The sequence below is a fragment of the Pseudomonas sp. NyZ201 genome, from assembly GCF_049860765.1.
Classification (GTDB): domain Bacteria; phylum Pseudomonadota; class Gammaproteobacteria; order Pseudomonadales; family Pseudomonadaceae; genus Aquipseudomonas; species Aquipseudomonas bharatica.
Map to the genome: position 1 here is coordinate 4,439,424 of NZ_CP187557.1, position 20,870 is coordinate 4,460,293.

The 20,870-nt window shown below is 64.3% G+C and carries 22 protein-coding genes; all 22 read right to left on the reverse strand.

Annotation, left to right across the window (positions count from 1 at the left end; translation table 11 throughout):
* Positions 1 to 375: a chemotaxis response regulator CheY gene (locus tag ACPFMA_RS19685; protein WP_205884592.1), complete on the reverse strand. Its 375-nt coding sequence runs from the start codon at positions 373 to 375 to the stop codon at positions 1 to 3.
* A 105-nt stretch (positions 376 to 480) separates the two neighbouring features.
* Positions 481 to 1,221, reverse strand: coding sequence for an RNA polymerase sigma factor FliA (fliA, locus tag ACPFMA_RS19690; protein WP_009399963.1), 741 nt, complete (start codon positions 1,219 to 1,221; stop codon positions 481 to 483).
* Complete coding sequence (fleN, locus tag ACPFMA_RS19695; protein ID WP_009399964.1) at positions 1,218 to 2,051, reverse strand: flagellar synthesis regulator FleN; 834 nt, start codon at positions 2,049 to 2,051, stop codon at positions 1,218 to 1,220. The genes fliA and fleN overlap by 4 nt, the downstream gene beginning before the upstream one ends.
* 121 nt (positions 2,052 to 2,172) lie before the next feature.
* The gene (gene flhF / locus ACPFMA_RS19700; RefSeq protein ID WP_009399967.1) at positions 2,173 to 3,486 is read right to left on the reverse strand and encodes a flagellar biosynthesis protein FlhF; all 1,314 of its coding nucleotides are present in this window, start codon (positions 3,484 to 3,486) and stop codon (positions 2,173 to 2,175) included.
* An 11-nt stretch (positions 3,487 to 3,497) separates the two neighbouring features.
* Entirely contained in the window at positions 3,498 to 5,627 is a 2,130-nt protein-coding gene (flhA, locus tag ACPFMA_RS19705) for a flagellar biosynthesis protein FlhA (RefSeq protein WP_009400024.1), read from the reverse strand.
* Between the two features lie 220 nt (positions 5,628 to 5,847).
* Positions 5,848 to 6,984 carry a flagellar biosynthesis protein FlhB gene (gene flhB / locus ACPFMA_RS19710; RefSeq protein WP_064302533.1) on the reverse strand — a complete coding sequence of 379 codons (1,137 nt, stop codon included), beginning with the start codon at positions 6,982 to 6,984 and terminating at the stop codon, positions 5,848 to 5,850.
* Positions 6,985 to 6,986: 2 nt separating this feature from the next.
* Positions 6,987 to 7,763 (reverse strand): flagellar biosynthetic protein FliR, encoded by a 777-nt coding sequence (gene fliR / locus ACPFMA_RS19715; RefSeq protein ID WP_279897717.1) that lies wholly within the window; start codon positions 7,761 to 7,763, stop codon positions 6,987 to 6,989.
* 7 nt (positions 7,764 to 7,770) lie between these two features.
* Positions 7,771 to 8,040 (reverse strand): flagellar biosynthesis protein FliQ, encoded by a 270-nt coding sequence (fliQ, locus tag ACPFMA_RS19720; protein ID WP_009400027.1) that lies wholly within the window; start codon positions 8,038 to 8,040, stop codon positions 7,771 to 7,773.
* A gap of 16 nt (positions 8,041 to 8,056) precedes the next feature.
* The gene (gene fliP, locus ACPFMA_RS19725; protein ID WP_009400028.1) at positions 8,057 to 8,809 is read right to left on the reverse strand and encodes a flagellar type III secretion system pore protein FliP; all 753 of its coding nucleotides are present in this window, start codon (positions 8,807 to 8,809) and stop codon (positions 8,057 to 8,059) included.
* On the reverse strand, positions 8,809 to 9,270 hold the full coding sequence (gene fliO / locus ACPFMA_RS19730) for a flagellar biosynthetic protein FliO (RefSeq protein WP_064302531.1): 462 nt from the start codon (positions 9,268 to 9,270) through the stop codon (positions 8,809 to 8,811). The genes fliP and fliO overlap by 1 nt, the downstream gene beginning before the upstream one ends.
* Positions 9,271 to 9,738: a flagellar motor switch protein FliN gene (fliN, locus tag ACPFMA_RS19735; RefSeq protein ID WP_064302530.1), complete on the reverse strand. Its 468-nt coding sequence runs from the start codon at positions 9,736 to 9,738 to the stop codon at positions 9,271 to 9,273. It abuts the gene before it with no gap.
* 45 nt (positions 9,739 to 9,783) lie between these two features.
* Positions 9,784 to 10,752, reverse strand: coding sequence for a flagellar motor switch protein FliM (gene fliM, locus ACPFMA_RS19740; protein ID WP_009400032.1), 969 nt, complete (start codon positions 10,750 to 10,752; stop codon positions 9,784 to 9,786).
* A gap of 9 nt (positions 10,753 to 10,761) precedes the next feature.
* Positions 10,762 to 11,262 carry a flagellar basal body-associated protein FliL gene (fliL, locus tag ACPFMA_RS19745; protein WP_009400033.1) on the reverse strand — a complete coding sequence of 167 codons (501 nt, stop codon included), beginning with the start codon at positions 11,260 to 11,262 and terminating at the stop codon, positions 10,762 to 10,764.
* Between the two features lie 185 nt (positions 11,263 to 11,447).
* Complete coding sequence (locus ACPFMA_RS19750; RefSeq protein ID WP_425928518.1) at positions 11,448 to 12,758, reverse strand: flagellar hook-length control protein FliK; 1,311 nt, start codon at positions 12,756 to 12,758, stop codon at positions 11,448 to 11,450.
* Positions 12,759 to 12,856: 98 nt separating this feature from the next.
* A complete protein-coding gene (locus ACPFMA_RS19755) occupies positions 12,857 to 13,204 on the reverse strand; it encodes an Hpt domain-containing protein (RefSeq protein ID WP_420058680.1) in 348 nt (115 codons plus the stop codon).
* A gap of 27 nt (positions 13,205 to 13,231) precedes the next feature.
* Positions 13,232 to 14,935: an ATP-binding SpoIIE family protein phosphatase gene (locus tag ACPFMA_RS19760; RefSeq protein ID WP_420058679.1), complete on the reverse strand. Its 1,704-nt coding sequence runs from the start codon at positions 14,933 to 14,935 to the stop codon at positions 13,232 to 13,234.
* A gap of 8 nt (positions 14,936 to 14,943) precedes the next feature.
* Positions 14,944 to 15,249, reverse strand: a complete 306-nt coding sequence (locus ACPFMA_RS19765; RefSeq protein ID WP_009400039.1) for an STAS domain-containing protein — start codon at positions 15,247 to 15,249, stop codon at positions 14,944 to 14,946.
* A gap of 94 nt (positions 15,250 to 15,343) precedes the next feature.
* A complete protein-coding gene (gene fliJ, locus ACPFMA_RS19770) occupies positions 15,344 to 15,796 on the reverse strand; it encodes a flagellar export protein FliJ (protein ID WP_009400041.1) in 453 nt (150 codons plus the stop codon).
* Positions 15,797 to 15,802: 6 nt separating this feature from the next.
* Entirely contained in the window at positions 15,803 to 17,161 is a 1,359-nt protein-coding gene (gene fliI, locus ACPFMA_RS19775; RefSeq protein WP_064302526.1) for a flagellar protein export ATPase FliI, read from the reverse strand.
* Positions 17,151 to 17,942, reverse strand: coding sequence for a flagellar assembly protein FliH (gene fliH / locus ACPFMA_RS19780; protein ID WP_064302525.1), 792 nt, complete (start codon positions 17,940 to 17,942; stop codon positions 17,151 to 17,153). The genes fliI and fliH overlap by 11 nt, the downstream gene beginning before the upstream one ends.
* 119 nt (positions 17,943 to 18,061) lie before the next feature.
* Positions 18,062 to 19,081 carry a flagellar motor switch protein FliG gene (gene fliG, locus ACPFMA_RS19785; RefSeq protein WP_009400046.1) on the reverse strand — a complete coding sequence of 340 codons (1,020 nt, stop codon included), beginning with the start codon at positions 19,079 to 19,081 and terminating at the stop codon, positions 18,062 to 18,064.
* Positions 19,074 to 20,855 (reverse strand): flagellar basal-body MS-ring/collar protein FliF, encoded by a 1,782-nt coding sequence (fliF, locus tag ACPFMA_RS19790; protein ID WP_420058677.1) that lies wholly within the window; start codon positions 20,853 to 20,855, stop codon positions 19,074 to 19,076. Before fliF ends, fliG begins: the two co-directional genes overlap by 8 nt.
* Positions 20,856 to 20,870 lie beyond the last annotated feature (15 nt).

Sequence of the window (20,870 nt, forward strand, 5' to 3'; positions counted from 1 at the left end):
TCAAGCGTTGACGCGTTCGAAGATCTTTTCGATTTTCTCTTTCAGCACCTGGGCGGTGAAAGGCTTCACGACGTAGCCGTTGACCCCGGCCTGGGCGGCTTCGATGATCTGCTCGCGCTTGGCTTCGGCGGTCACCATAAGCACCGGCAGGTGCTTCAGGCGCTCTTCCGCGCGCACTTTGCGCAGCAGGTCGATACCGGTCATGCCGGGCATGTTCCAGTCGGTGACGAGGAAGTCGAAGTTACCGGTTTCCAGCATGGGCAGCGCGGTGGTGCCGTCGTCGGCCTCGTGCGTGTTGGTGAAGCCCAGGTCACGCAGCAGGTTCTTGATGATCCGCCGCATCGTCGAAAAGTCGTCGACGATGAGGATTTTCATTTCTTTGTTCAATTAGACCTCCAAGCAGTCTTTAACGCGCCCAGCGCTGAGCGCGCGTTCAATCATTCCGGCTACCACGTTGTAACGACTGCATCGAACCCGGGTTCAACGCGCCCGCCATTCCCCCAACCGGCTGCGCAGGCGGGCCGCGCACTGGCTATGCAACTGGCTGACGCGCGATTCGCTGACCCCCAGGACCTCACCGATTTCCTTGAGGTTTAGCTCTTCGTCGTAGTACAGCGCCAGGACCAGGCGTTCGCGTTCCGGCAGGTTGGCGATGGCATCGGCCAGGGCTGCCTGGAAGCGTTCGTCCTCCAGATCGCGCGAAGGCTCGAGCTGGGCACTGGCGCCGTCCTCGTGCAGCCCTTCATGCTCGCCGTCCTGCAGCAGGTCGTCGAAGCTGAACAGGCGGCTGCCCAAGGTATCGTTCAAAATCCCGTAGTAATCATCGAGACTCAATTGGAGTTCGGCAGCAACCTCGTGATCTTTAGCGTCACGGCCGGTTTTTGCTTCGATTGCCCGAATTGCGTCGCTGACCATGCGGGTATTGCGGTGCACCGAGCGCGGTGCCCAGTCGCCCTTGCGCACTTCATCGAGCATGGCGCCACGGATACGGATGCCGGCGTAGGTCTCGAAACTGGCGCCCTTGCTCGAGTCGTACTTGTTGGCGACTTCGAGCAGGCCGATCATTCCCGCCTGGATCAGGTCCTCCACCTGCACGCTGGCCGGCAGCCGCGCCAGCAGGTGGTAGGCGATGCGCTTGACCAGCGGCGCATAGCGCTCGATCAGCTCGTACTGGGCGTCACGCGAGGACTTGCTGTACATCCGGTAGCCGCTGGCGTTCATAGCACGGGTCCCGCACTGGTCGGCTGCACCAGACGTTCGACGAAGAATTCCAGGTGGCCGCGCGGGTTGGCCGGCAGCGGCCAGCTATCGACCTTCTGGGCGATCGCCTTGAACGCCAGCGCGCACTTGGAACGCGGGAAGGCTTCGTAGACCGCTCGCTGCTTCTGCACGGCCTTGCGCACGCATTCGTCGTACGGCACGGCACCGACGTATTGTAGGGCGACATCGAGGAAGCGATCCGTGACCTTGGTCAACTTGGCGAACAGGTTGCGCCCTTCCTGGGGGCTCTGCGCCATGTTGGCGAGGACGCGGAAACGGCTCATGCCGTAGTCACGGTTGAGCAACTTGATCAGCGCGTAGGCGTCGGTGATCGAGGTCGGCTCGTCGCACACCACCAGCAGCACTTCCTGGGCCGCGCGAACGAAACTGACTACCGAGTCACCGATCCCCGCAGCGGTGTCGATCACCAGCACGTCGAGGTTGTCGCCGATCTCGCTGAAGGCCTGGATCAGGCCGGCGTGCTGGGCCGGGGCCAGGTGCACCATGCTCTGGGTGCCCGAGGCCGCCGGGACGATGCGTACACCGCCAGGGCCCTGGAGCAGGACGTCGCGCAGCTCGCAACGGCCTTCGATGACGTCGGCCAGGGTGCGCTTGGGGGTGAGCCCGAGCAGTACGTCGACATTGGCCAGGCCAAGGTCGGCGTCCAGCAGCATGACGCGACGACCGAGCTCGGCCAGTGCCAGTGACAGATTCACCGACACGTTGGTCTTGCCAACGCCACCTTTGCCGCCGGTCACGGCGATCACCTGTACGGGATGCATGCTACCCATATTTGTTCTTTACCTTGTCTTGCTTAGACCGAGGCCACATGACGGGGCCGCGCTGGCTACAGCCATGACTTGCCACGCGATCCGTGTGATGTAGGTACTTTGCAACTGATACATATCCACCTCAGCCGACACGCTTGCCGTCACTGTGGTACAGGTCGGCGAACATATCGGCCATGGCCTCCTCGCTCGGATCGTCCTGCATCTGCACACTGACCGCGCGGCTTACCAACTGGTGCCGCCGCGGCAGGTGCAGGTCGTCAGGAATGCGCGGGCCATCGGTAAGATAGGCCACGGGCAGTTCGTGACTGATCGCCAGGCTGAGAACCTCGCCCAGGCTGGCGGTTTCATCGAGCTTGGTCAGGATGCAACCGGCCAGGCCGCAGCGCTTGTAGCTGTGGTAGGCGGCGGTCAGCACCTGTTTCTGGCTGGTGGTGGCCAGGACCAGGTAATTCTTCGCCTGGATGCCACGCCCGGCAAGGGTTTCCAGCTGCATGCGCAGCGCCGGGTCGCTGGCCTGCAGGCCGGCGGTGTCGATCAGCACCACGCGCTTGCGCAGCAGCGGCTCCAGCGCCTGGGCCAGGGACTGGCCGGGATCGACGTGGGTCACCGGGACGTTGAGGATGCGCCCGAGGGTCTTGAGCTGCTCCTGGGCACCGATACGGAAACTGTCCATGCTCACCAGGGCCAGGTTCTGCGCGCCGTACTTGAGCACATAGCGCGCGGCCAGCTTGGCCAGGGTGGTGGTCTTGCCCATGCCGGCCGGGCCGACCATGGCGATCACCCCGCCCTCCTCGATCGGCTCGACATCCGGCACATGGATCATCCGCGCCAGATGGGCCAGGAGCATGCGCCAGCCGTGGCGCGGGTCGACGATTTCCTGGGTCAGGTCGAGCAGGTCGCGGGCCAGCGGGCCGGACAGGCCGATGCGCTGCAGGCGGCGCCAGAGATTGGCCTGGTGCGGCTTGGCGCCCTGCAACTGGTTCCAGGCCAGGGAGCCGAGCTGGACTTCCAGCAGCTCGCGCAGGCCGGAAAGCTCGGAACGCATGGAATCGAACATACGCCGGTCGATGGCCGATGGCGCCGGGGCGGCCGGCGCAGGCGCCGGCTCTTCATGACGTGGCTCGACCAGCGGCTCGGAGGCCGTCAGCGGCAGGCCGGCGAACAGCTGGCGGTTGCCGCTGTCGCTGTCGTCGCGGGCGCTCAGTTCGGCCTGGGCAGTGGCGATGCGCGATTGGGTCTTGCGCAGCTCGTCTTCAAGCTCGGCGTTGGGCACCCGAGGCGCAAGGGCGGACAGCTTGTAGTCCAGCGCCGCCGTCAGCTCGACACCGCCAGCAATCCGTCGGTTGCCGATGATGGCGGCATCGGCCCCCAGCTCATCGCGAACCAGCTTCATGGCCTGACGCATATCGGCGGCGAAAAAACGCTTAACTTGCATAACCCACTACCTCAGCCGTTGGGGCCCACTGTGGCAACGATGGTGACTTGCTTGTTGTCAGGTATTTCCTGATACGCCAAAACATGCAAATTCGGTACGGCCAGGCGACCGAAACGCGAGAGCATTTGCCGGATCGGTCCTGCTACCAGCAGGATGGCCGGCTGACCTTGCATCTCCTGACGCTGGGCAGCCTCGATCAGCGAACGCTGAAGCTTTTCCGCCATGCTCGGTTCAAGAAGAACACCGTCTTCCTGACCTTGCCCGGCCCTTTGCAGACTATTGAGCAAGATCTGTTCCAACCTTGGCTCAAGGGTGATCACAGGCAGCTCGGACTCAGTGCCGACAATGCTTTGCACGATAGCGCGACACAATCCGACGCGGACTGCGGCGACCAGCGCGGCGGTATCTTGACTCTTGCTGGCATTGTTGGCGATCGCCTCGGCAATGCTACGGATATCCCTGACGGGAACCTGCTCCGCCAGCAGGGCCTGGAGCACTTTCAACAAACCGGACAGGGACAGCACCCCGGGGACGATTTCCTCTGCCAGCTTCGGCGAGCCCTTGGCCAGCACTGCCAGCAGTTGCTGGACCTCTTCATGGCCGATCAGCTCGTGGCAATGCTTGTAGAGAATCTGGTTGAGGTGGGTGGCGACCACGGTACTGGCATCGACCACCGTGTAGCCCAGGGACTGCGCCTGACTACGCTGGGCGACATCGATCCACACCGCTTCCAGGCCGAAGGCCGGGTCCCGCGCGGAAATACCGTTGAGCGTACCGAATACCTGGCCCGGATTGATGGCCATTTCCCGCTCGGGGAAGATTTCCGCCTCGGCCAGGATCACCCCCATCAGGGTCAGGCGATAGGTACTCGGGGCCAGGTCGAGGTTGTCGCGGATATGCACCGTGGGCATCAGGAAGCCGAGGTCCTGGGACAGCTTCTTGCGCACGCCCTTGATCCGCGCCAGCAACTGGCCACCCTGGTTGCGGTCTACCAGGGGAATCAGGCGGTAGCCCACTTCCAGGCCGATCATGTCGATCGGGGTGACATCGTCCCAGCCCAGCTCCTTGGTCTCGGCAGCGCGCGAGGGCGACGGCAGGGCTTCCTGCTGGCGCTGCAGTTCCTGGGCAGCCTTGACCTTGACCTGGTTCTGCTTCTTCCACACCAGGTAGGCGCCGCCGCCGGCCAGCAGGCCGAGGCTGATGAAGGCGATGTGCGGCATGCCCGGGACCAGGCCCATGACGATCATCAGTGCCGCCGAGACCGCCAGGGCCTTCGGCGAGTCGAACATCTGCCGATTGATCTGCTTGCCCATGTCTTCCGAGCCGGAAGCACGGGTCACCATGATCGCGGCGGCGGTGGACAGCAACAGGGACGGCAGCTGCGCCACCAAACCGTCACCGATGGTCAGCAGGGCGTAGACCCGGCCGGCATCGCCGAAGGTCATGCCGTGCTGGACCATGCCGATGGCCATGCCGCCGATCAGGTTGATGAACAGGATCAGCAGGCCGGCAATGGCGTCGCCACGCACGAACTTGCTGGCACCGTCCATGGACCCGTAGAACTCGGCTTCCTGGGCCACTTCGGCACGGCGTGCCTTGGCCTGGTCCTGGTTGATCAGGCCGGCGTTGAGGTCGGCGTCGATGGCCATCTGCTTGCCGGGCATGGCGTCGAGGGTGAAGCGTGCGCTCACCTCGGAGATCCGCCCGGCACCCTTGGTCACCACCACGAAGTTGATGATCATCAGGATGGCGAAGACCACGATACCGACCACGTAGTTGCCACCGATGACCACGTCACCGAAGGCCTGGATCACTTTACCGGCGGCACCGTGGCCATCGTGGCCGTGGAGCAGCACTACCCGCGTCGAGGCCACGTTCAGCGCCAGGCGCAGCAGGGTCGCCACCAGCAGGATGGTCGGGAACGCGGCGAAATCCAGCGGCCGCAGCGCGTACACGCAGACCAGCAGGACCACGATGGACAGGGCGATGTTGAAGGTGAAGAAGACGTCCAGCAGGAACGGCGGGATCGGCAACATCATCATGGCCAGCATGATCAGCAGTAATACCGGCACCCCGATATTGCCCCGGCCCAGGCTGCCGAGGTTGCTGCGCGCGCTGTTGATTAACTGAGAGCGATCCACCGGTCTTCCTCTTCAAGCAAAACTTTGACGCCACGGGGGCGCTTGGCGCTGCTCTTTGCAAGAAGCTTTCCAACTTTTTTCAAATGGAAAACTCGGAGTACAACGCGAACCCTGTGGGAGCGGGTTCACCCGCGATTGCGTCAGTGAGCCCACTACCGCAATCGCGGCGGTTCGGCGTTCCGATAAACCCGCTCCCACAAGGTCCGCGAACAACTGGAAATCAGGAATCGCGCCGCAGGTCCGGCGGAATCGGCAGATCCTTGAGCGGCTCGGGGGGCTTGCCCTTGCCCGCCTGGTACTGGCGGATCTGGTAGACGTAGGCCAGCACCTGGGCTACGGCGAGGTACAGCCCGGCGGGAATCTCTTCCTCCAGCTCCGTGGAGTGGTAGATGGAGCGCGCCAGCGCCGGCGACTCCAGCAGCTGGATGTTGTGCTGCACGGCGATCTCGCGGATCTTCAGGGCGATGAAATCGGTACCCTTGGCCAGCAGCAAGGGCGCCGAGCCCTTCTCCGGATCGTACTTGAGCGCCACCGCATAGTGGGTCGGGTTGGTGATGATGACGTCGGCCTCGGGCACCGCCGCCATCATCCGCCGCTGGGAAATCTCGCGCTGCACCTGGCGGATCCGCTGCTTGACCTCCGGCTTGCCCTCGGTGTCCTTGTATTCGTCGCGCACTTCCTGCTTGGTCATCATCAGCTTCTGCTTGGCCTGCCAGAGCTGGATCGGCACGTCCACCGCGGCGATCAGCAGCAACCCGCAGGCCATCCACATGGCGCTCCAGCCGACCACCTGGACGCTGTGGATGATGGCCTGGTCCAGCGGCTCGTTGGCGATCGCCAGGAGGTCGTCACGGTCGGCGGACAGCACCGCCAGGGCCACCACCAGGATCACGGTGAACTTGGCGATGGCCTTGAGCAACTCGGCCAGGGAATGCACCGAGAACATCCGCTTGATCCCCGCGAGCGGGTTCATCCGGCTGAACTTCGGCGCCAGGGTACCGGTGGCGAACAGCCACCCACCCAGGGCAATCGGGCCGAGCAAGGCGGCCAGCAACAGCACCAGCAGCACCGGCTGGGTGGCAAGGATCGCCAGCTTGCCCGAGGTCAGCAGGAAGATGCCCATGTAGCGCTCATCCATCAGCACCTCGCGCGACAGGCTGAAGTTGCTGCGCATGATCTCCATCAGCGCTTCGGCCAGATAGCCGCCGAAGGCCAGCAAGCCACCCGCCCCGGCAATCATCACGGCAACGGTGTTGAGCTCCTTGGAACGGGCGATCTCGCCCTTTTCGCGGGCGTCATTACGGCGTTTGTCCGTGGGGTCTTCTGTCTTGTCCTGACCGCTTTCGCTCTCTGCCATGCTCAGCGCGCCCGTGCCAGTTCACGCAGCCATTGCAGCGCCTCGGACGCCAACGACTGGTAATGGGAAAGAATGTCCGCCAGGCCGACCCAGAACAGCCCCATGCCGATCACCAGGGTCAGCGGGAAGCCGATGGCGAAGATGTTCAATTGTGGCGCCGCCCGGGTCATCACGCCAAAGGCGATGTTGATCACCAGCAACGAGGTGATCACCGGCAGCACCAGCAGCAGCGAGGCGCCCAGCACCCAGCCCATGCGTCCGGCCAGCTCCCAGAAATGGTTGACCATCAGCCCGCTGCCCACCGGCAGGGTGGTGAAGCTTTCGACAAGGACTTCGAAGACCACCAGATGGCCGTTCATCGACAGGAACAGCAAGGTCACCAGCATGGTCAGGAACTGGCTGATCACCGTGGTGTTGACGCCGTTGGCCGGGTCGACCATGGAGGCAAAGGCCAGGCCCATCTGGATCGCGACGATCTGCCCGGCAATCACGAAGGCCTGGAAGAACAGTTGCAGGGACAGGCCGAACAGCGCGCCGATGAGGATCTGCTCGCCAACCAGCAGCAGGGCGCTCATGTCCAGCGCCTCGACCGGCGGCATCGGCGGCAGCGCCGGGACGATCACCACGGTAATGGCCACGCCGAAATACAGGCGGATCCGCTGCGGCAGCAGCGAGGTACCGAATACCGGCATGGTCATCAGCACGGCCAGCACGCGGAACAGCGGCAGGATGAAACTGGCCACCCAGGTGGAAATCTGCGTGTCGGTCAGTTCGAGCACGGCGCGATCAGCCGATCAGCTGTGGAATGCTGCCGTACAGGTTCAGGATGTACTCCATGAACTTCTGCACCAGCCAGGGCCCGGCGACGATCAGGGTGACCAGCATCACCAGCAGGCGCGGGAGGAAGCTCAGGGTCTGTTCGTTGATCTGGGTGGCCGCCTGGAACATCGCCACCAGCAACCCCACCAGCAGGCTCGGCACCACCAGCACCGCCACCATGAGGGTGGTCAGCCACAGGGCATCGCGAAACAGGTCGACTGCGACTTCAGGGGTCATGCTGCTCTCCTGCGCGTCAAACGCCGCCGAAACTGCCGGCAAGGGTGCCGATGATCAAGGCCCAGCCATCCACCAGGACGAACAGCATGATCTTGAACGGCAGGGAAATGATCAACGGCGACAGCATCATCATGCCCATGGCCATCAGCACGCTCGCTACCACCAGGTCGATGATCAGGAACGGGATGAAGATCATGAAGCCGATCTGGAACGCGGTCTTCAATTCCGAGGTCACGAACGCCGGGACCAGGATGGTCAGCGGCACCTGGTCGGGGCCGGCGATGTCGGTGCGCTTGGACAGGCGCATGAACAGGTCGAGGTCGCTCTGCCGGGTCTGCGCCAGCATGAAGTCCTTCAGCGGCACCTGGGCCTTTTCCAGCGCCTGCGGCGCGGTCAGGGTCTCGGACAGGTAGGGCTGGAGGGCGTCGCGGTTCACCCGGTCGAATACCGGGCCCATGATGAACAGGGTCAGGAACAGCGCCAGGCCGATGAGGATCTGGTTCGACGGGGTCTGCTGCAGGCCCAGGGCCTGGCGCAGGATCGAGAAGACGATGATGATCCGGGTGAAGCTGGTCATCAGGATGACGAACGCCGGGATAAAGCTCAGCGCGGTCATGATCAGCAGGATCTGCAGGCTGACCGAGTACTCCTGCTGGCCATCCGCCCCGCTGGACAGGGTGATCGCCGGGATCGACAGCGGGTCGGCGGCCAGCGCCGCAGGTGCGGCCAGCAGCACCAGCAGCGTCAATATCGTTCGCAATGCGGCCATCACGGCTTGTCCTTCTGATCCTTGCCCAGCAGCTCCATCAGGCGCTGGGCGAATTCCGGCGTGGCCGGGCGGGCGCTGGCCGGCGCTTCGACGGGTGTGTTCATGACATGCAGGGCGGTCAGGCTGCCCGGGGTATGGCCGATGAGGATCTGCTCGTCGCCGACCTGCACCAGCAACAGCCGGTCACGCGGGCCAACCTGGCGACTGCCGACCACCTGGATCAGCTGGTTGGCGTTGGGCGCAGCGTTCTGCACCCGGCGCAGCAGCCAGGCGAGAAAGAAGATCAGCCCCAGCACCAGCAACAGGCCAAGAACCAGTTGGGTCAACTGGCCAGCGACGCTGCCGGACGTTGCCGGTGCCACCGTCGCCACGGCCGGCGTGGCGCCAACCTGCGCCGCCAGGCCCACGGGCATCCAGCACAGGCCGGCGGCGAGCGCCAGCAGGAGGAGAAAACGCTTCACTCAGCGCAGCTTCTTGATGCGTTCGCTCGGGCTGATCACGTCGGTCAGGCGGATGCCGAACTTCTCGTTGACCACCACCACCTCGCCATGGGCGATCAGCGTACCGTTGACCAGCACGTCCAGCGGCTCGCCGGCCAGGCGATCAAGCTCGATCACCGAACCCTGGTTGAGCTGCAGCAGGTTGCGGATGCTGATTTCGGTGCTGCCCACTTCCATGGAGATGTTCACCGGGATATCCAGGATCACGTCCAGGTTAGGCCCGTCCAGGCTGACCACTTCGCTAGGGCGTGGCGAGCTGCCGAATTCTTCCATCGGCAGACGGCTGGGGCCGCCGCTGGAGGCACCGCTGTCGCCGGCCATCAGCGCATCGATATCGGCCTGGCCGTCGCCGCTTTCGTTAAGGGCAGCGGCCCACTCGTCGGCCAGCGCCTGCTCTTCCATCGAAGTAATGTCGTTTTCGTTAGCCATCTTGTCCTCGACAAGCAATCAAATCGGTTAATGAGGGTCAGGCGCTCAGCGTCGCTCGATCGGCGCCTTGATCTGCAGGGCCAGGGTGCCCTTGTGCGAGCCCAGGCTGGCCTTGAACGACGGCACGCCGTTGGCGCGCACGACCAGGTCCTCGGGCAGTTCCACGGGAATCACGTCGCCTGGCTGCATGTGCAGGATGTCGCGCAGCTTCAACTGGCGCCGGGCCACGGTGGCACTGAGCGGCACGCTGACGTCCAGCACGTCTTCGCGCAGGGCCTTGACCCAGCGCTCGTCCTGGTCGTCCAGATCGGACTGGAAGCCGGCGTCGAGCATTTCGCGCACCGGTTCGATCATCGAATACGGCATGGTCACGTGCAGGTCGCCGCCGCCGCCGTCGAGTTCGATATGGAAGGTCGAGACCACCACCGCCTCGCTCGGGCCGACGATGTTGGCCATGGCCGGGTTGACCTCGGAGTTTATGTACTCGAAGTTGACCGGCATGATCGCCTGCCAGGCTTCCTTGAGGTCGACGAAGCATTGGTCGAGGACCATGCGCACGACACGAAGCTCGGTCGGGGTGAACTCGCGCCCCTCGATCTTGGCGTGACGGCCGTCGCCGCCGAAGAAGTTGTCCACCAGCTTGAACACCAGCTTGGCGTCGAGGATGAACAGCGAGGTGCCGCGCAGCGGCTTGATCTTCACCAGGTTGAGGCTGGTCGGCACGTACAGCGAGTGCACGTATTCGCCGAACTTCATCACCTGCACGCCGCCCACCGCCACGTCGGCGGAGCGCCGCAGCAGGTTGAACATGCTGACGCGGGTATAGCGGGCGAAACGCTCGTTGATCATTTCCAGGGTCGGCATGCGACCGCGGACGATGCGATCCTGGCTGGTCAGGTCATAGCTTTTGACGCTGCCGGGATCGGCGCTTGATTCGGTTTGCACCAGGCCATCGTCGACGCCATGCAACAGGGCATCGATCTCATCCTGGGACAGCAGGTCCTGCACGGCCATCTTCGGCTCCTACTGCAATACGAAATTGGTGAACAGCAACTGGTCGATGACCAGCTTGCCGACTTCCTTCTGCGCCACTTCCTGGACGCTGGCGGTGGCCTTCTGGCGCAGCATTTCCTGGCCGACCGGGGTCGCCAGCGACTCGAAGGACTGCCCGGAGAAGAGCATGACCAGGTTGTTGCGGATCACCGGCATATGCACCTTGAGCGCCTCGAGGGCGGCCTGGTCGCGGGCCTGCATGGTGATGCTCACCTGCATGTAGCGCTGGCGGCCGTTCTGGTTGAAGTTGACCACGAAGGCCGGCGACATGGATTCGTAGATGGCCGGTTGCTTGACGTTGGCCGCAGCCGCAGCAGGTTCGGCGGCAGGCTTGCTTTCGGACTTGTGCAGGAAGAACCAGGTAGCGCCAACCGACAGGCCGATGGCCAGCAACAGGGCCAGGACCAGCAGCAGGATCAGTTTGAGTTTGCCTTTAACGGCGGGGTCTTTGACTGCTTCGCTCTTCGCCATGCCAATAATCCGTCACTCACAGGAGGTTTGTTCCACTATGGCGTGTGGGCGAGCAAGTGTTATGCCAGTTTGCGGATAATAATTATCGACGCGGATCCTGTGGGAGCGGGTTCACCCGCGATTGCAATAGTGGTCTCACTACCGTCATCGCGGGTGAACCCGCTCCCACAGGATCCATACAGCTCTCAGACAACGTAGTCGACGGTACTGGAGCCGATGACGGTCTGCGGTTCCACGGCCGCCACATCACCTTCGGCCGCCTCGGCATTGCGCCGCGCCGCCACACCACTCATCTTCGGCGAATCGTCCTGGCTGGCGCTGTGCTGCTGGCGCTGCTGGTCGGCGACGTTGACGTCCGGCTGGGCCATGCCTTGCTGGCTGAACAGTTCGCGCAGGCGGTGCACCTGGCCCTCGAGGGCATCGCGCACCCCGGCGTGACCGCTGGCGAAGGTGATCTGGGTCGGTTGATCGACGGCCATGTTCACCTTGATGTCCAGGCGCCCGAGCTCCCTCGGCTCCAGCTGGATATCGGCAGACTTGAGGTTCTGGCTGGACAGGTACATGACCCGGTTGACCAGGCCCTCGGTCCAGCCCCCCTGGTTCATGGCCAGGGGTTGGTGCAGCGGCGCAGGTGCCACGGCATTGGCGGTCTTCGGCGTGACGGCCTGGGTCAGGCTGGCCAGGCGGTTGGCGAAATCGTCGACCCGGGTATCGCTGCTGGCGCCCTTGAGGTCCTTGAGGCCGTCGTCGATCAGGCCGGCAAAGGCCTTGTCGCCGCTTTCGGTCTGGCCAGCATCGGCGTCACCCGGCTGGAGCATCTGCGCCAGTGTATTGACAGCCGGTTGCTGGGCCTGAGCACCCTCCTGCCCCGGGGTCTTGCTGGCGTGGGCCGAGGTAGTGCCCTGGGCCTGGGCGTTCTGTTCCAGCGCCAGGCGCAGTACCGGCAGATCGGCCAGGGCATCCGCCTCCGGGTCGAAGGCCTGATCATCAGTGACCGCAGGGGTGACCGCCGCCGGCTGCTGGCTGGCCGCCTGGATCACCGGCGCCACCGCTTCGGCCTGGGCCTGGAGCAATTGCGCACCCTGTGCAGCATCGGTCAACTGACCGGCAACCAGGTTGGCGTCGAGGGGTGGCTGGGCATTGGCATTGGCATTGGCATCGACATCGCTCGCATCGCCGCTATCGCCCTGCCCGGTCGCGCCGGCCTGGACTTCATGTTCGTCAGGCAATTCCTTGCCGCCATCGGCAACCTTGCCGGATTCAGGCTCTTGCGCCTTGCCGCTGTTTGCCGCCGATTTGTCGACGCCTCCACGGCCTTGCGCGGCCACCTCGCTCTTGCCGGCAACCGGCTCCTTGGCCTGCTGCGAATAGACACGGGAAAAGTCCGAACCCTTGTCGTTCAAGCTCTGCGTGGCTTTGTCCAGGGTAGCGTTCTGGGACCGTGCGCTCTTGGCGGCAACGCTGGATTGCAGCAATGGGTTTGATGCGACGGGCATGAAAAGGTCTCCGCTACAGAAGCTTGGCATCACGAATAGCGAAGGTTACGCAAAAGTCGCGCCAGGTTTCGCCTGACGCGACATCGAAGAGCGCAGGCTCAGCTGACCTGCACCCGCTTGCACTCGTCACGGAAGATGTCGCGGACCTCGACAAACTCCCGCCGGATCTGGTTGATAAGGTGCTCGATGTCGAACAGCAAGTGCTGCTGCACCCGCTCTTCCACCTGGCGGCAAAGTTCTGCCAGCTCATGCGCCCCCATGTTGCTGGCACTGCCCTTGAAGCTATGCGCCGCCAACCGCAACTCATCGGCATTGCGGGCGCGAAAGAGGTCGTTCAGACGCCGCTCGGAGTCGTAGAGGAAGGTTTCCAGCAGCTTGAGGTAGTCGTCCCCCATGACGTCCTGGAGGTCGCTCAATACCTTGCGGTCAACATGAGAATCGGACACTTGTTCACTCCTTGATCAAGACTGCGATTATGCCAGAGCGTCCCAGGCGAACTCCACGCGCGCCCGGCGCCCGCCATCGCTCCATTCGGCATGCCGGCCCAGCCGGCGGACCAGATTCAGGCCACGTCCGCTCAGACGCTGCTCGACAGCAGGCAAGGCGCTCACTTTACCCATGTCGAAGCCGTCGCCGCTGTCCTCGACTTCAATAATGAGACGCCCTCCTCCCTTCCAGGGTTCCACGCGCAGGCTTACACGGATATGGCCGCTGTCCAGGCCCTGCAGGCGTCGGTCGCGCTCCTGGTAGTAGGTGGTGAAGCCCTGGGCGTCGCGCTTGAGCGCGGAGTCCAGGCCCAGCACGCCATGCTCCAGGGCGTTGGAATACAGCTCGTTGAGCACGCTGTACAGGGCACCGCTCTGCTTGCGCAGGCCGTGCACCTCCTGCAGCACCTGCATCAACCAGGGCAGCGGGTTGAAACGCTTGAGGGTCCGGGCACGGAACTCGAAGGACAGCGACCAGTCCAGCGGGCTCGACTGGCCGCTGTCGGAGTACATCAACGGCGCCGGCATCAGCCGCTCCGGGGCCACTACGGTGATTTCCAGCAGGCTGGCATCGTCCCGCGCGCGACCACGGAACGCTTCCAGGGCCAGCAGGACGTCGTCGAACAGATGCTCGGGGTGGCGATTTTCACTGAACACCCGCAGCAGGCGCTCGACGCCGAAAGGCTCGTCACTTTCATCGCAGGTTTCCACCACGCCATCGGTGAGCAGAAACAGGCGGTCACCCAGGGCCAGCGGCAGCACATCGGTACGTTCGTCGAAGCGTTCAGGCGACAACACCCCCAGCGGCAGGTGTCGCGACACCAGCGGCGTGGCCTGGTCGCCGGAAGCCGGCAATAGATAGCCGTCAGGCATGCCACCGTTCCAGACTTCCACCACGCGCCGCTCGAAGCTGAGGTTCAGCAGCAACGCGCAGCAGAACATGTCCACCGGCAGGATGCGCTTGAGCTTGGCATTCATCTCGCGCAGGGTTTCCGCCAGGCCGTAGCCCTTGGCCGTCATACCATGGAAGACTTCGGCCAGGGGCATGGCGCCCACCGCGGCCGGCAGGCCATGGCCGGTGAAGTCGCCGAGCAGCACGTGCATGTCACCGGTGGGCGTGAACGCTGCCAGCAGCAAGTCGCCGTTGAACAGTGCGTAGGGTGACTGCAGGTAACGGATGTTTGGCGCACCGAGGCAACCGGCATGGGCGATCTGGTCGAACACCGCCTTGGCCACGCGCTGTTCGTTGAGCAGGTGGTTGTGATGCAGGGCAATCTGGTCGCGCTGTTCCACTACCGTGGCCTGCAGGCGGCGCAGGCGATCCATGGCCTTGATCTTGGCTGCCAGCACCGCCGGGCTGTAGGGCTTGGCAAGAAAATCGTCGCCGCCGGCCTCCAGGCAGCGCACCAGGGCATCGTCCTCGGTCAGGGAGGTGAGGAAGATGATCGGCACAAGCTCCTCGCCGGCCAGCGCCTTGATCTGCCGCGCCGCTTCGAAGCCGTCCATCACCGGCATGACCGCGTCCAGCAACACCAGTTGCGGGCGCTGCTCGGCAAACAGGGCGACCGCCAGCTTGCCGTTCTCCGCGGTCAGCACCCTGTGCCCCTGCTTGCGCACGATGGTAGCCAGCAACAGCCGGTCGGTCGCGCCATCCTCGGCGATCAGGACAGTCAGGGTATGCCCGTCGCTCATGCTGGCGCTCAAGTGATATCGAAGAGTTTTTCGAAGTTGGAGATCGCAAGGATCTTGCGCACATCGGAGTTGGTGTTGATCACCCGGATATTCGAATTGTCGCCACCGGCGTGATCACGCAGCAGCAGGAGCATGCCCAGGGCGGAGCTATCCAGGTAGGTGGCGTCCTTGAGGTCGACATCGAAGCTGTCGGGGCGCACCGGCGTGCGCTCGTAGGAGTCGCGAAATTCCTGGTGCCTGCCGAAATCGAAACGACCCTTGATGCGGATCGTCAGCTTTTTCCCGTCCTGGGACAACTCGGTTTCAACAGCCATGTTGGCGCTTCCTTCGGAGGTGGCGAGTGCAGTCCTCTAGAAGGTTTAGCAGCCCGCCCGGAGCCCGGCAAGGCAGGCCGACCAGCGCGTGGTGTCAGAATCGATCGTGCCGCGGCAGGCGTTGCGACAGTTCGTCGAGAAGCTTCTGCTCACGCTTGTCCTCCAGCAGCCGGGCTTCCTCGATGTAGCGCTGGACCAGCTTGCGCAGCCCCTCGACCCGGGCGTAGGCCTCCTGCCAGGTGCCGCGGGCGCTATTGAGGTTGTTCTGGTGCCAGACCAGGCTCTGGTGCTGCTGCGCCACCGCCGTGTCGAGCTGGCCGAGGAAACGCTGGAAGCCCACCAGCCATTTGCCCGATACCCCCTGGCTGCCGCGCTGCATCCATTGCTGCTGATAGTCGCTGCGGAACTGGTCGAGCTCTGCCAGCTTGGCCTGGGCCTGGGCCACCTGCTGCTGGAAGTGCCCGAGACGCTGCGCGGCCTTGCGCTCGGCATCCTCGGCCATCTCCACCACCGGGGCCAGGCGCGCGGCACGACTGGGCTGGGCCATGGCCTATCAGCCTGCCGTGAGCGGCGTGAATACCGCTTCCAGCTGTTCGCGGCTCTGCTCCTGGCTGACGTTCTCGTCCAGCCCCTGGCGCAGGAAGTGCACCAGCCGCGGTTGCAGGGATATGGCCAGGTCGGTTTCCTTATCGCCGCCGGCCACGTAGGCACCGACGCTGATCAGGTCGCGACTTTGCGACAGCCGTGACCAAAGCTGCTTGAACTGCTGGGCCTGGGTCATCTGCTCGGGCGTGACCACCTGCGGCATGACCCGGCTGATGGAGGCCTCGATATCGATGGCCGGGTAATGCCCCTCCTCCGCCAGGCGCCGCGACAGCACGATGTGGCCGTCGAGCACGCCGCGCGCCGAGTCGGCGATCGGATCCTGCTGGTCGTCGCCTTCGGAAAGCACGGTATAGAAGGCGGTGATCGAACCGCCGCCGGCCTCGCCGTTACCGGCCCGCTCCACCAGCTTGGGCAGCTTGGCGAATACCGAAGGCGGGTAACCCTTGGTCGCCGGCGGCTCGCCAATGGCCAGGGCGATTTCGCGCTGGGCCTGGGCGAAACGGGTCAGGGAGTCCATCAGCAGCAGGACGTTCTTGCCCTTGTCGCGAAAATACTCGGCGATGCGCGTGCAATACATGGCTGCGCGCAGGCGCATCAGCGGTGCGTCGTCCGCTGGCGACGCCACCACCACCGAGCGCTTGAGGCCCTCGGTGCCGAGGATATGCTCGATGAACTCCTTCACCTCGCGTCCGCGTTCGCCGATCAGGCCGACCACGATGATGTCGGCCTCGGTGAAGCGGGTCATCATTCCCAGCAACACCGATTTACCCACGCCGGTGCCGGCAAACAGGCCCAGGCGCTGGCCGCGGCCGACGGTGAGCAGGCCATTGATGCTGCGAATGCCGACGTCCAGGGGCTGGCTGATGGGGTCGCGGTTAAGCGGATTGATGGTCGGGCCATCCATCGGCACCCAGTCCTCGGCCTTCATCCCGCCCTTGCCGTCCAGGGCGCGACCGGCGCCGTCGAGGACACGGCCGAGCATACTCATGCCCATCGGCAGGCGGCCGCTGTCGTCGAGCGGCACCACCCGTGCCCCCGGGGCGATACCGGCGACGCTGCCCACCGGCATTAGGAACACCTTGCCTCCGGCAAAGCCCATGACCTCGGCCTCGACCTCCACCGGGTGATAGCTGTCGTCATTGATGACCTTGCAGCGGCTGCCGACGGCAGCGCGCAGGCCTTCGGCCTCAAGGGTCAGGCCGACCATGCGCAGCAGGCGTCCTTCCACGACCGGCTGGTGGGGCAGGCTGATGGCGTCGGCGTAGGTACCCAGGCGCCTGGCGAAGCTGGTGCGGTCAAGGCGCATCGCTGGCTTCCGTTTCCTCGACCGGCGCTTTCTTGTCCTGCAGCTGGAAATGCAGGTCCGGCGCAGCCGGATGCAGCCCCTGGTCGTGCAATTGGTCGAACAGTTGCTTGAGCGCTTTCTCGAGGCGGGTTTCCATGGTCGCGTCGATACGGCTGTGGGCGGTCTCGATCCAGCAGCCGCCAGGCTGCAGCGAGTCGTCTTCGAGCAGACGCCAGTTTTCCTCATGCCGCGCGCGCAGGGCCTTGGCCAGCTCGAAATCCTGGGGATTGAGGTGAATGCGAATGTTCTCGGCGCCCATCGGCAACAGCTTCAGGGCTTCGCGCAGGACATGGGTGATCTGGCTGGAATCGGTCTTCAGCTCGCGGCCGACGACCTCGCGGGCAATATGGCTGACCAGGTGCACGAGATGCTTTTCGATCTGCGCGTCCTGCTCGGCGATGGGGTCGAGCAAATGGCCCATCAGTTGCTCAAGGCTTTCCAGGCGTGCATTCAGGGCCACTTCGGCCTCCTGGCGAACCTTGAGCTGGGTGCTATGGAAACCTTCGCGCTCGCCCGTGGCGAAGCCCTCGTTGTAGGCCTCCTGGCGAATGCTCTCGAGCTCTTCGAGGGTCAGCGGCTGGACTTCCTCCAGCGGCACTTCCTCGACCTCCTCGGCGACCTCCTCGGGCTCAGGCTCGGGTTCCGGCTCCGGCTGCGGGTCGAAACTGGGCAGTGCCCAGCGGTCGAAACCCTCGACGTCGCGGGCGCGGATCAGTTCACTAAGATGTTCGTTGGTCGACATGATTCCATGCGCTCTCAAGTCGGGTTACGGATGACAGAAGCCCAGGCACGGCCCGGGCTTAACGTCCAAACCCAGGCTGCCTGGCAATCGGCGCCGCCCCGCAGGCCGGCGCCGACGCATCAGATCATCTCTTCGGCACCTTTGCCGCCCAGCACGATCTCGCCGGCTTCGGCCATGCGACGGGCGATGGTGAGGATTTCCTTCTGCGCCGTCTCGACGTCGCTGACACGCACCGGCCCCTTGGCTTCCAGGTCGTCGCGCAGCAGCTCGGAGGCACGCTTGGACATGTTCTTGAAGATCTTGTCCTTGACCTTTTCGTCCGCGCCCTTGAGCGACACCACCAGCACATCGGAGGACACTTCGCGCAACAGGGCCTGGATACCGCGGTCGTCGACATCGGCCAGGTTGTTGAAGACGAACATGAGGTCTTCGATCTGCTCGGAAAGATCGCCGTCGATCTCGCGGATCGCGTCCATGAGCTGCCCTTCGACCGAACTGTCGAGGAAGTTCATGATGTCTGCGGCACGCTTGATACCACCGAGGGTGGTACGGGCGGCATTCGAGTTGCCGGAGAACTGCTTCTCGAGGATCTGGTTCAGTTCCTTCAACGCCGCCGGCTGCACGGTGTTCAACGACGAGACGCGCAGGATGATGTCCAGGCGCACCTTATGGTCGAAGTTGCCGAGGACTTCCCCGGCCTGGTCCGGATCGAGATAGGCCACGACGATCGCCTGGATCTGCGGGTGTTCGTAGCGAATGACGTCGGCGACGGCGCGAGGTTCCATCCATTTCAGGCTGTCCAGACCACTGGTATTGCCGCCCAGCAGGATGCGGTCGATCAGGCCGTTGGCCTTGTCCTCGCCGAGGGCCTGGGTCAGCATCTTGCGGATATAGCCGTCGGAGCCGACGCCCAGGCTGGTCTGGTCGCCGACGATCTCGACGAACTCGCTCATCACCTGCTCGACCTGCTCGCGATGGACGTTGCCCATCTGCGCCATGGCCACGCCCACGCGCTGGACCTCTTTCGGCCCCATGTGCCGAAGTACCTGCGCAGCGTCGGTCTCGCCCAGCGACAACAGCAGGATGGCTGCCTTGTCGACACGGGTCAGCTTGGAAGTCAGGGCTCGATTGTCACTCATCGGCGTTGATCCACTCTTTCACGACCTGGGCCACGCGACCCGGGTCTTCTGCCACCAGACTCTTGATAGCGTTGAGCTGGGCGTCATAGCCCTCGCTCGGACTAGGCAAGAGGATGCTTTGCGGACCACCCAGGCTGACACGGTCGCTCGGCATATCGCCGTCCAGCCCGATCATGCCGCCCAGTTCCATGTCGCTGTCGCTGCCGGACTGCTTGCCGCCGCCGGTGATGTTGTTGAGCACCGGCCGCAGGACCCCGAACACCAGCACGAGGATGAACAGCACGCCCAGCACTTGCTTGACGATGTCCCAGAACCACGGCTGCGAATAGAACGGGATCTCGGCGATGGCCTCGCCACGGTCGGCGGCGAACGGCACGTTGATCACGCTGACGCTGTCGCCGCGGCTGGCATCGAAGCCTACCGCGTCCTGGACCAGGCGGGTAAAGCGCGCCAGGTCCTCGGCGCTCCATGGCACCGTGGTGGCATTGCCGTTGGCCGGGTCGATCTTGACCTGGTCGTCGACTACCACCGCGACCGACAGGCGGGTCAGGCGACCCTGCTGCTGGCGGGTGTGGCTGATGGAACGGTCCAGCTCGAAGTTCTTGGTCGACTGGATGCGCTTGTCCGAAGGATACGGCGCCAGCATCGGCTGCCCGGTGGCCGGGTCCATGACCTGCTGGCCGTTGGCATCGAGCAGCGGCTGGCCCGGCTGGATCGCCGCGGCGGCACCGGCAGCAGCGCCACCGGTGGTCTGCGGCGCCGAAGCCGGCCCGGGAGGCTGGTTGCTCAACGCGCCGGGCACGCCCTGCGGACCGGAACTGCTGGAACGCTGCTCGTTGACCGACTGCTCGCTGCGCAAGGCCGGCTGGTCGGGGTTGAACTGTTCGGCGGTGGACTCGACGGCACTGAAATCGACGTCGGCGGAGACCTCGGCCTTGTAGCGATCGTTACCCAGGACAGGCTGCAGGATGTTGTGCACCCGCTGGGTCATCAGCCCTTCCATGCGCCGGGTGTAGTCGAACTGCTTGCCGGCCACGGTGAGCTCGGTGTTTTCCAGCTGGCTGGAGAGCAGGTTGCCCTTCTGGTCGACCACGGTGACCTGGGACTTGTCCAGCTCCGGAACGCTGGTCGCCACCAGGTTGACGATGGCCATCACCTGCCCGGCTTCCAGGGAACGCCCCGGATACAGCTCGACCAGTACCGATGCGCTTGGCTTGCGCTCGTCACGGACGAACACCGAGCTTTTCGGGATGGCCAGGTGCACGCGGGCCGCCTTGACATTGCTCAGGGCCGAGATGGTCCGCGCCAGCTCGCCTTCCAGGCCGCGACGGTAGCGGGTGGCTTCCATGAACTGGCTGGTGCCGAGGCCCTGTTCCTTGTCGAGGATCTCGAAGCCGACGTTGCCGTCGCTCGGCGCCACGCCGGCAGCGGCAAGCTTCAGGCGGGCACGGGAAATGTCATCGGCCTTGACCAGCAATGCACCGGAATTGGGCTCGACGTTGTAGGGGATGTCTGCGGCAGCGAGGGTTTCCATGACCTGCTTGGTGTCCATGCCGGACAGGCTGCCATACAGCGGACGGTAGTCCGGCTGCTGCGACCAGAGGACCACGGCGAAACCGATGGCCACGCTGGCGGCCAGGCCTACCAGCAGGCCGATCTGCCGCAGCATGGGCATCTGCGAAATGTTTTCCAGGAACGACATGCCGAACAGCGGCGGCTTGGGCGCTGGCGGGCTGCCCTTGGCGGGCACGTTATCGACGACTGCATCGGCCATGAATCAAATCCCGCC

Bases quoted from the DNA above. Each gene is read 5' to 3' on its own strand.
- fliN (WP_064302530.1), bottom strand. From the start codon at position 9,738: ATGGCTAACGAAAACGACATTACTTCGATGGAAGAGCAGGCGCTGGCC.
- ACPFMA_RS19750 (WP_425928518.1), bottom strand. From the start codon at position 12,758: ATGCCCGTCGCATCAAACCCATTGCTGCAATCCAGCGTTGCCGCCAAG.
- fliJ (WP_009400041.1), bottom strand. From the start codon at position 15,796: ATGGCCCAGCCCAGTCGTGCCGCGCGCCTGGCCCCGGTGGTGGAGATG.
- fliL (WP_009400033.1), bottom strand. From the start codon at position 11,262: ATGGCGAAGAGCGAAGCAGTCAAAGACCCCGCCGTTAAAGGCAAACTC.
- ACPFMA_RS19685 (WP_205884592.1), bottom strand. From the start codon at position 375: ATGAAAATCCTCATCGTCGACGACTTTTCGACGATGCGGCGGATCATC.
- fliI (WP_064302526.1), bottom strand. From the start codon at position 17,161: ATGCGCCTTGACCGCACCAGCTTCGCCAGGCGCCTGGGTACCTACGCC.
- flhF (WP_009399967.1), bottom strand. From the start codon at position 3,486: ATGCAAGTTAAGCGTTTTTTCGCCGCCGATATGCGTCAGGCCATGAAG.
- fleN (WP_009399964.1), bottom strand. From the start codon at position 2,051: ATGGGTAGCATGCATCCCGTACAGGTGATCGCCGTGACCGGCGGCAAA.
- fliP (WP_009400028.1), bottom strand. From the start codon at position 8,809: ATGGCCGCATTGCGAACGATATTGACGCTGCTGGTGCTGCTGGCCGCA.
- flhB (WP_064302533.1), bottom strand. From the start codon at position 6,984: ATGGCAGAGAGCGAAAGCGGTCAGGACAAGACAGAAGACCCCACGGAC.
- fliQ (WP_009400027.1), bottom strand. From the start codon at position 8,040: ATGACCCCTGAAGTCGCAGTCGACCTGTTTCGCGATGCCCTGTGGCTG.
- fliH (WP_064302525.1), bottom strand. From the start codon at position 17,942: ATGTCGACCAACGAACATCTTAGTGAACTGATCCGCGCCCGCGACGTC.
- fliM (WP_009400032.1), bottom strand. From the start codon at position 10,752: ATGGCCGTGCAGGACCTGCTGTCCCAGGATGAGATCGATGCCCTGTTG.
- fliF (WP_420058677.1), bottom strand. From the start codon at position 20,855: ATGGCCGATGCAGTCGTCGATAACGTGCCCGCCAAGGGCAGCCCGCCA.
- fliA (WP_009399963.1), bottom strand. From the start codon at position 1,221: ATGAACGCCAGCGGCTACCGGATGTACAGCAAGTCCTCGCGTGACGCC.
- fliG (WP_009400046.1), bottom strand. From the start codon at position 19,081: ATGAGTGACAATCGAGCCCTGACTTCCAAGCTGACCCGTGTCGACAAG.
- ACPFMA_RS19760 (WP_420058679.1), bottom strand. From the start codon at position 14,935: ATGAGCGACGGGCATACCCTGACTGTCCTGATCGCCGAGGATGGCGCG.
- ACPFMA_RS19765 (WP_009400039.1), bottom strand. From the start codon at position 15,249: ATGGCTGTTGAAACCGAGTTGTCCCAGGACGGGAAAAAGCTGACGATC.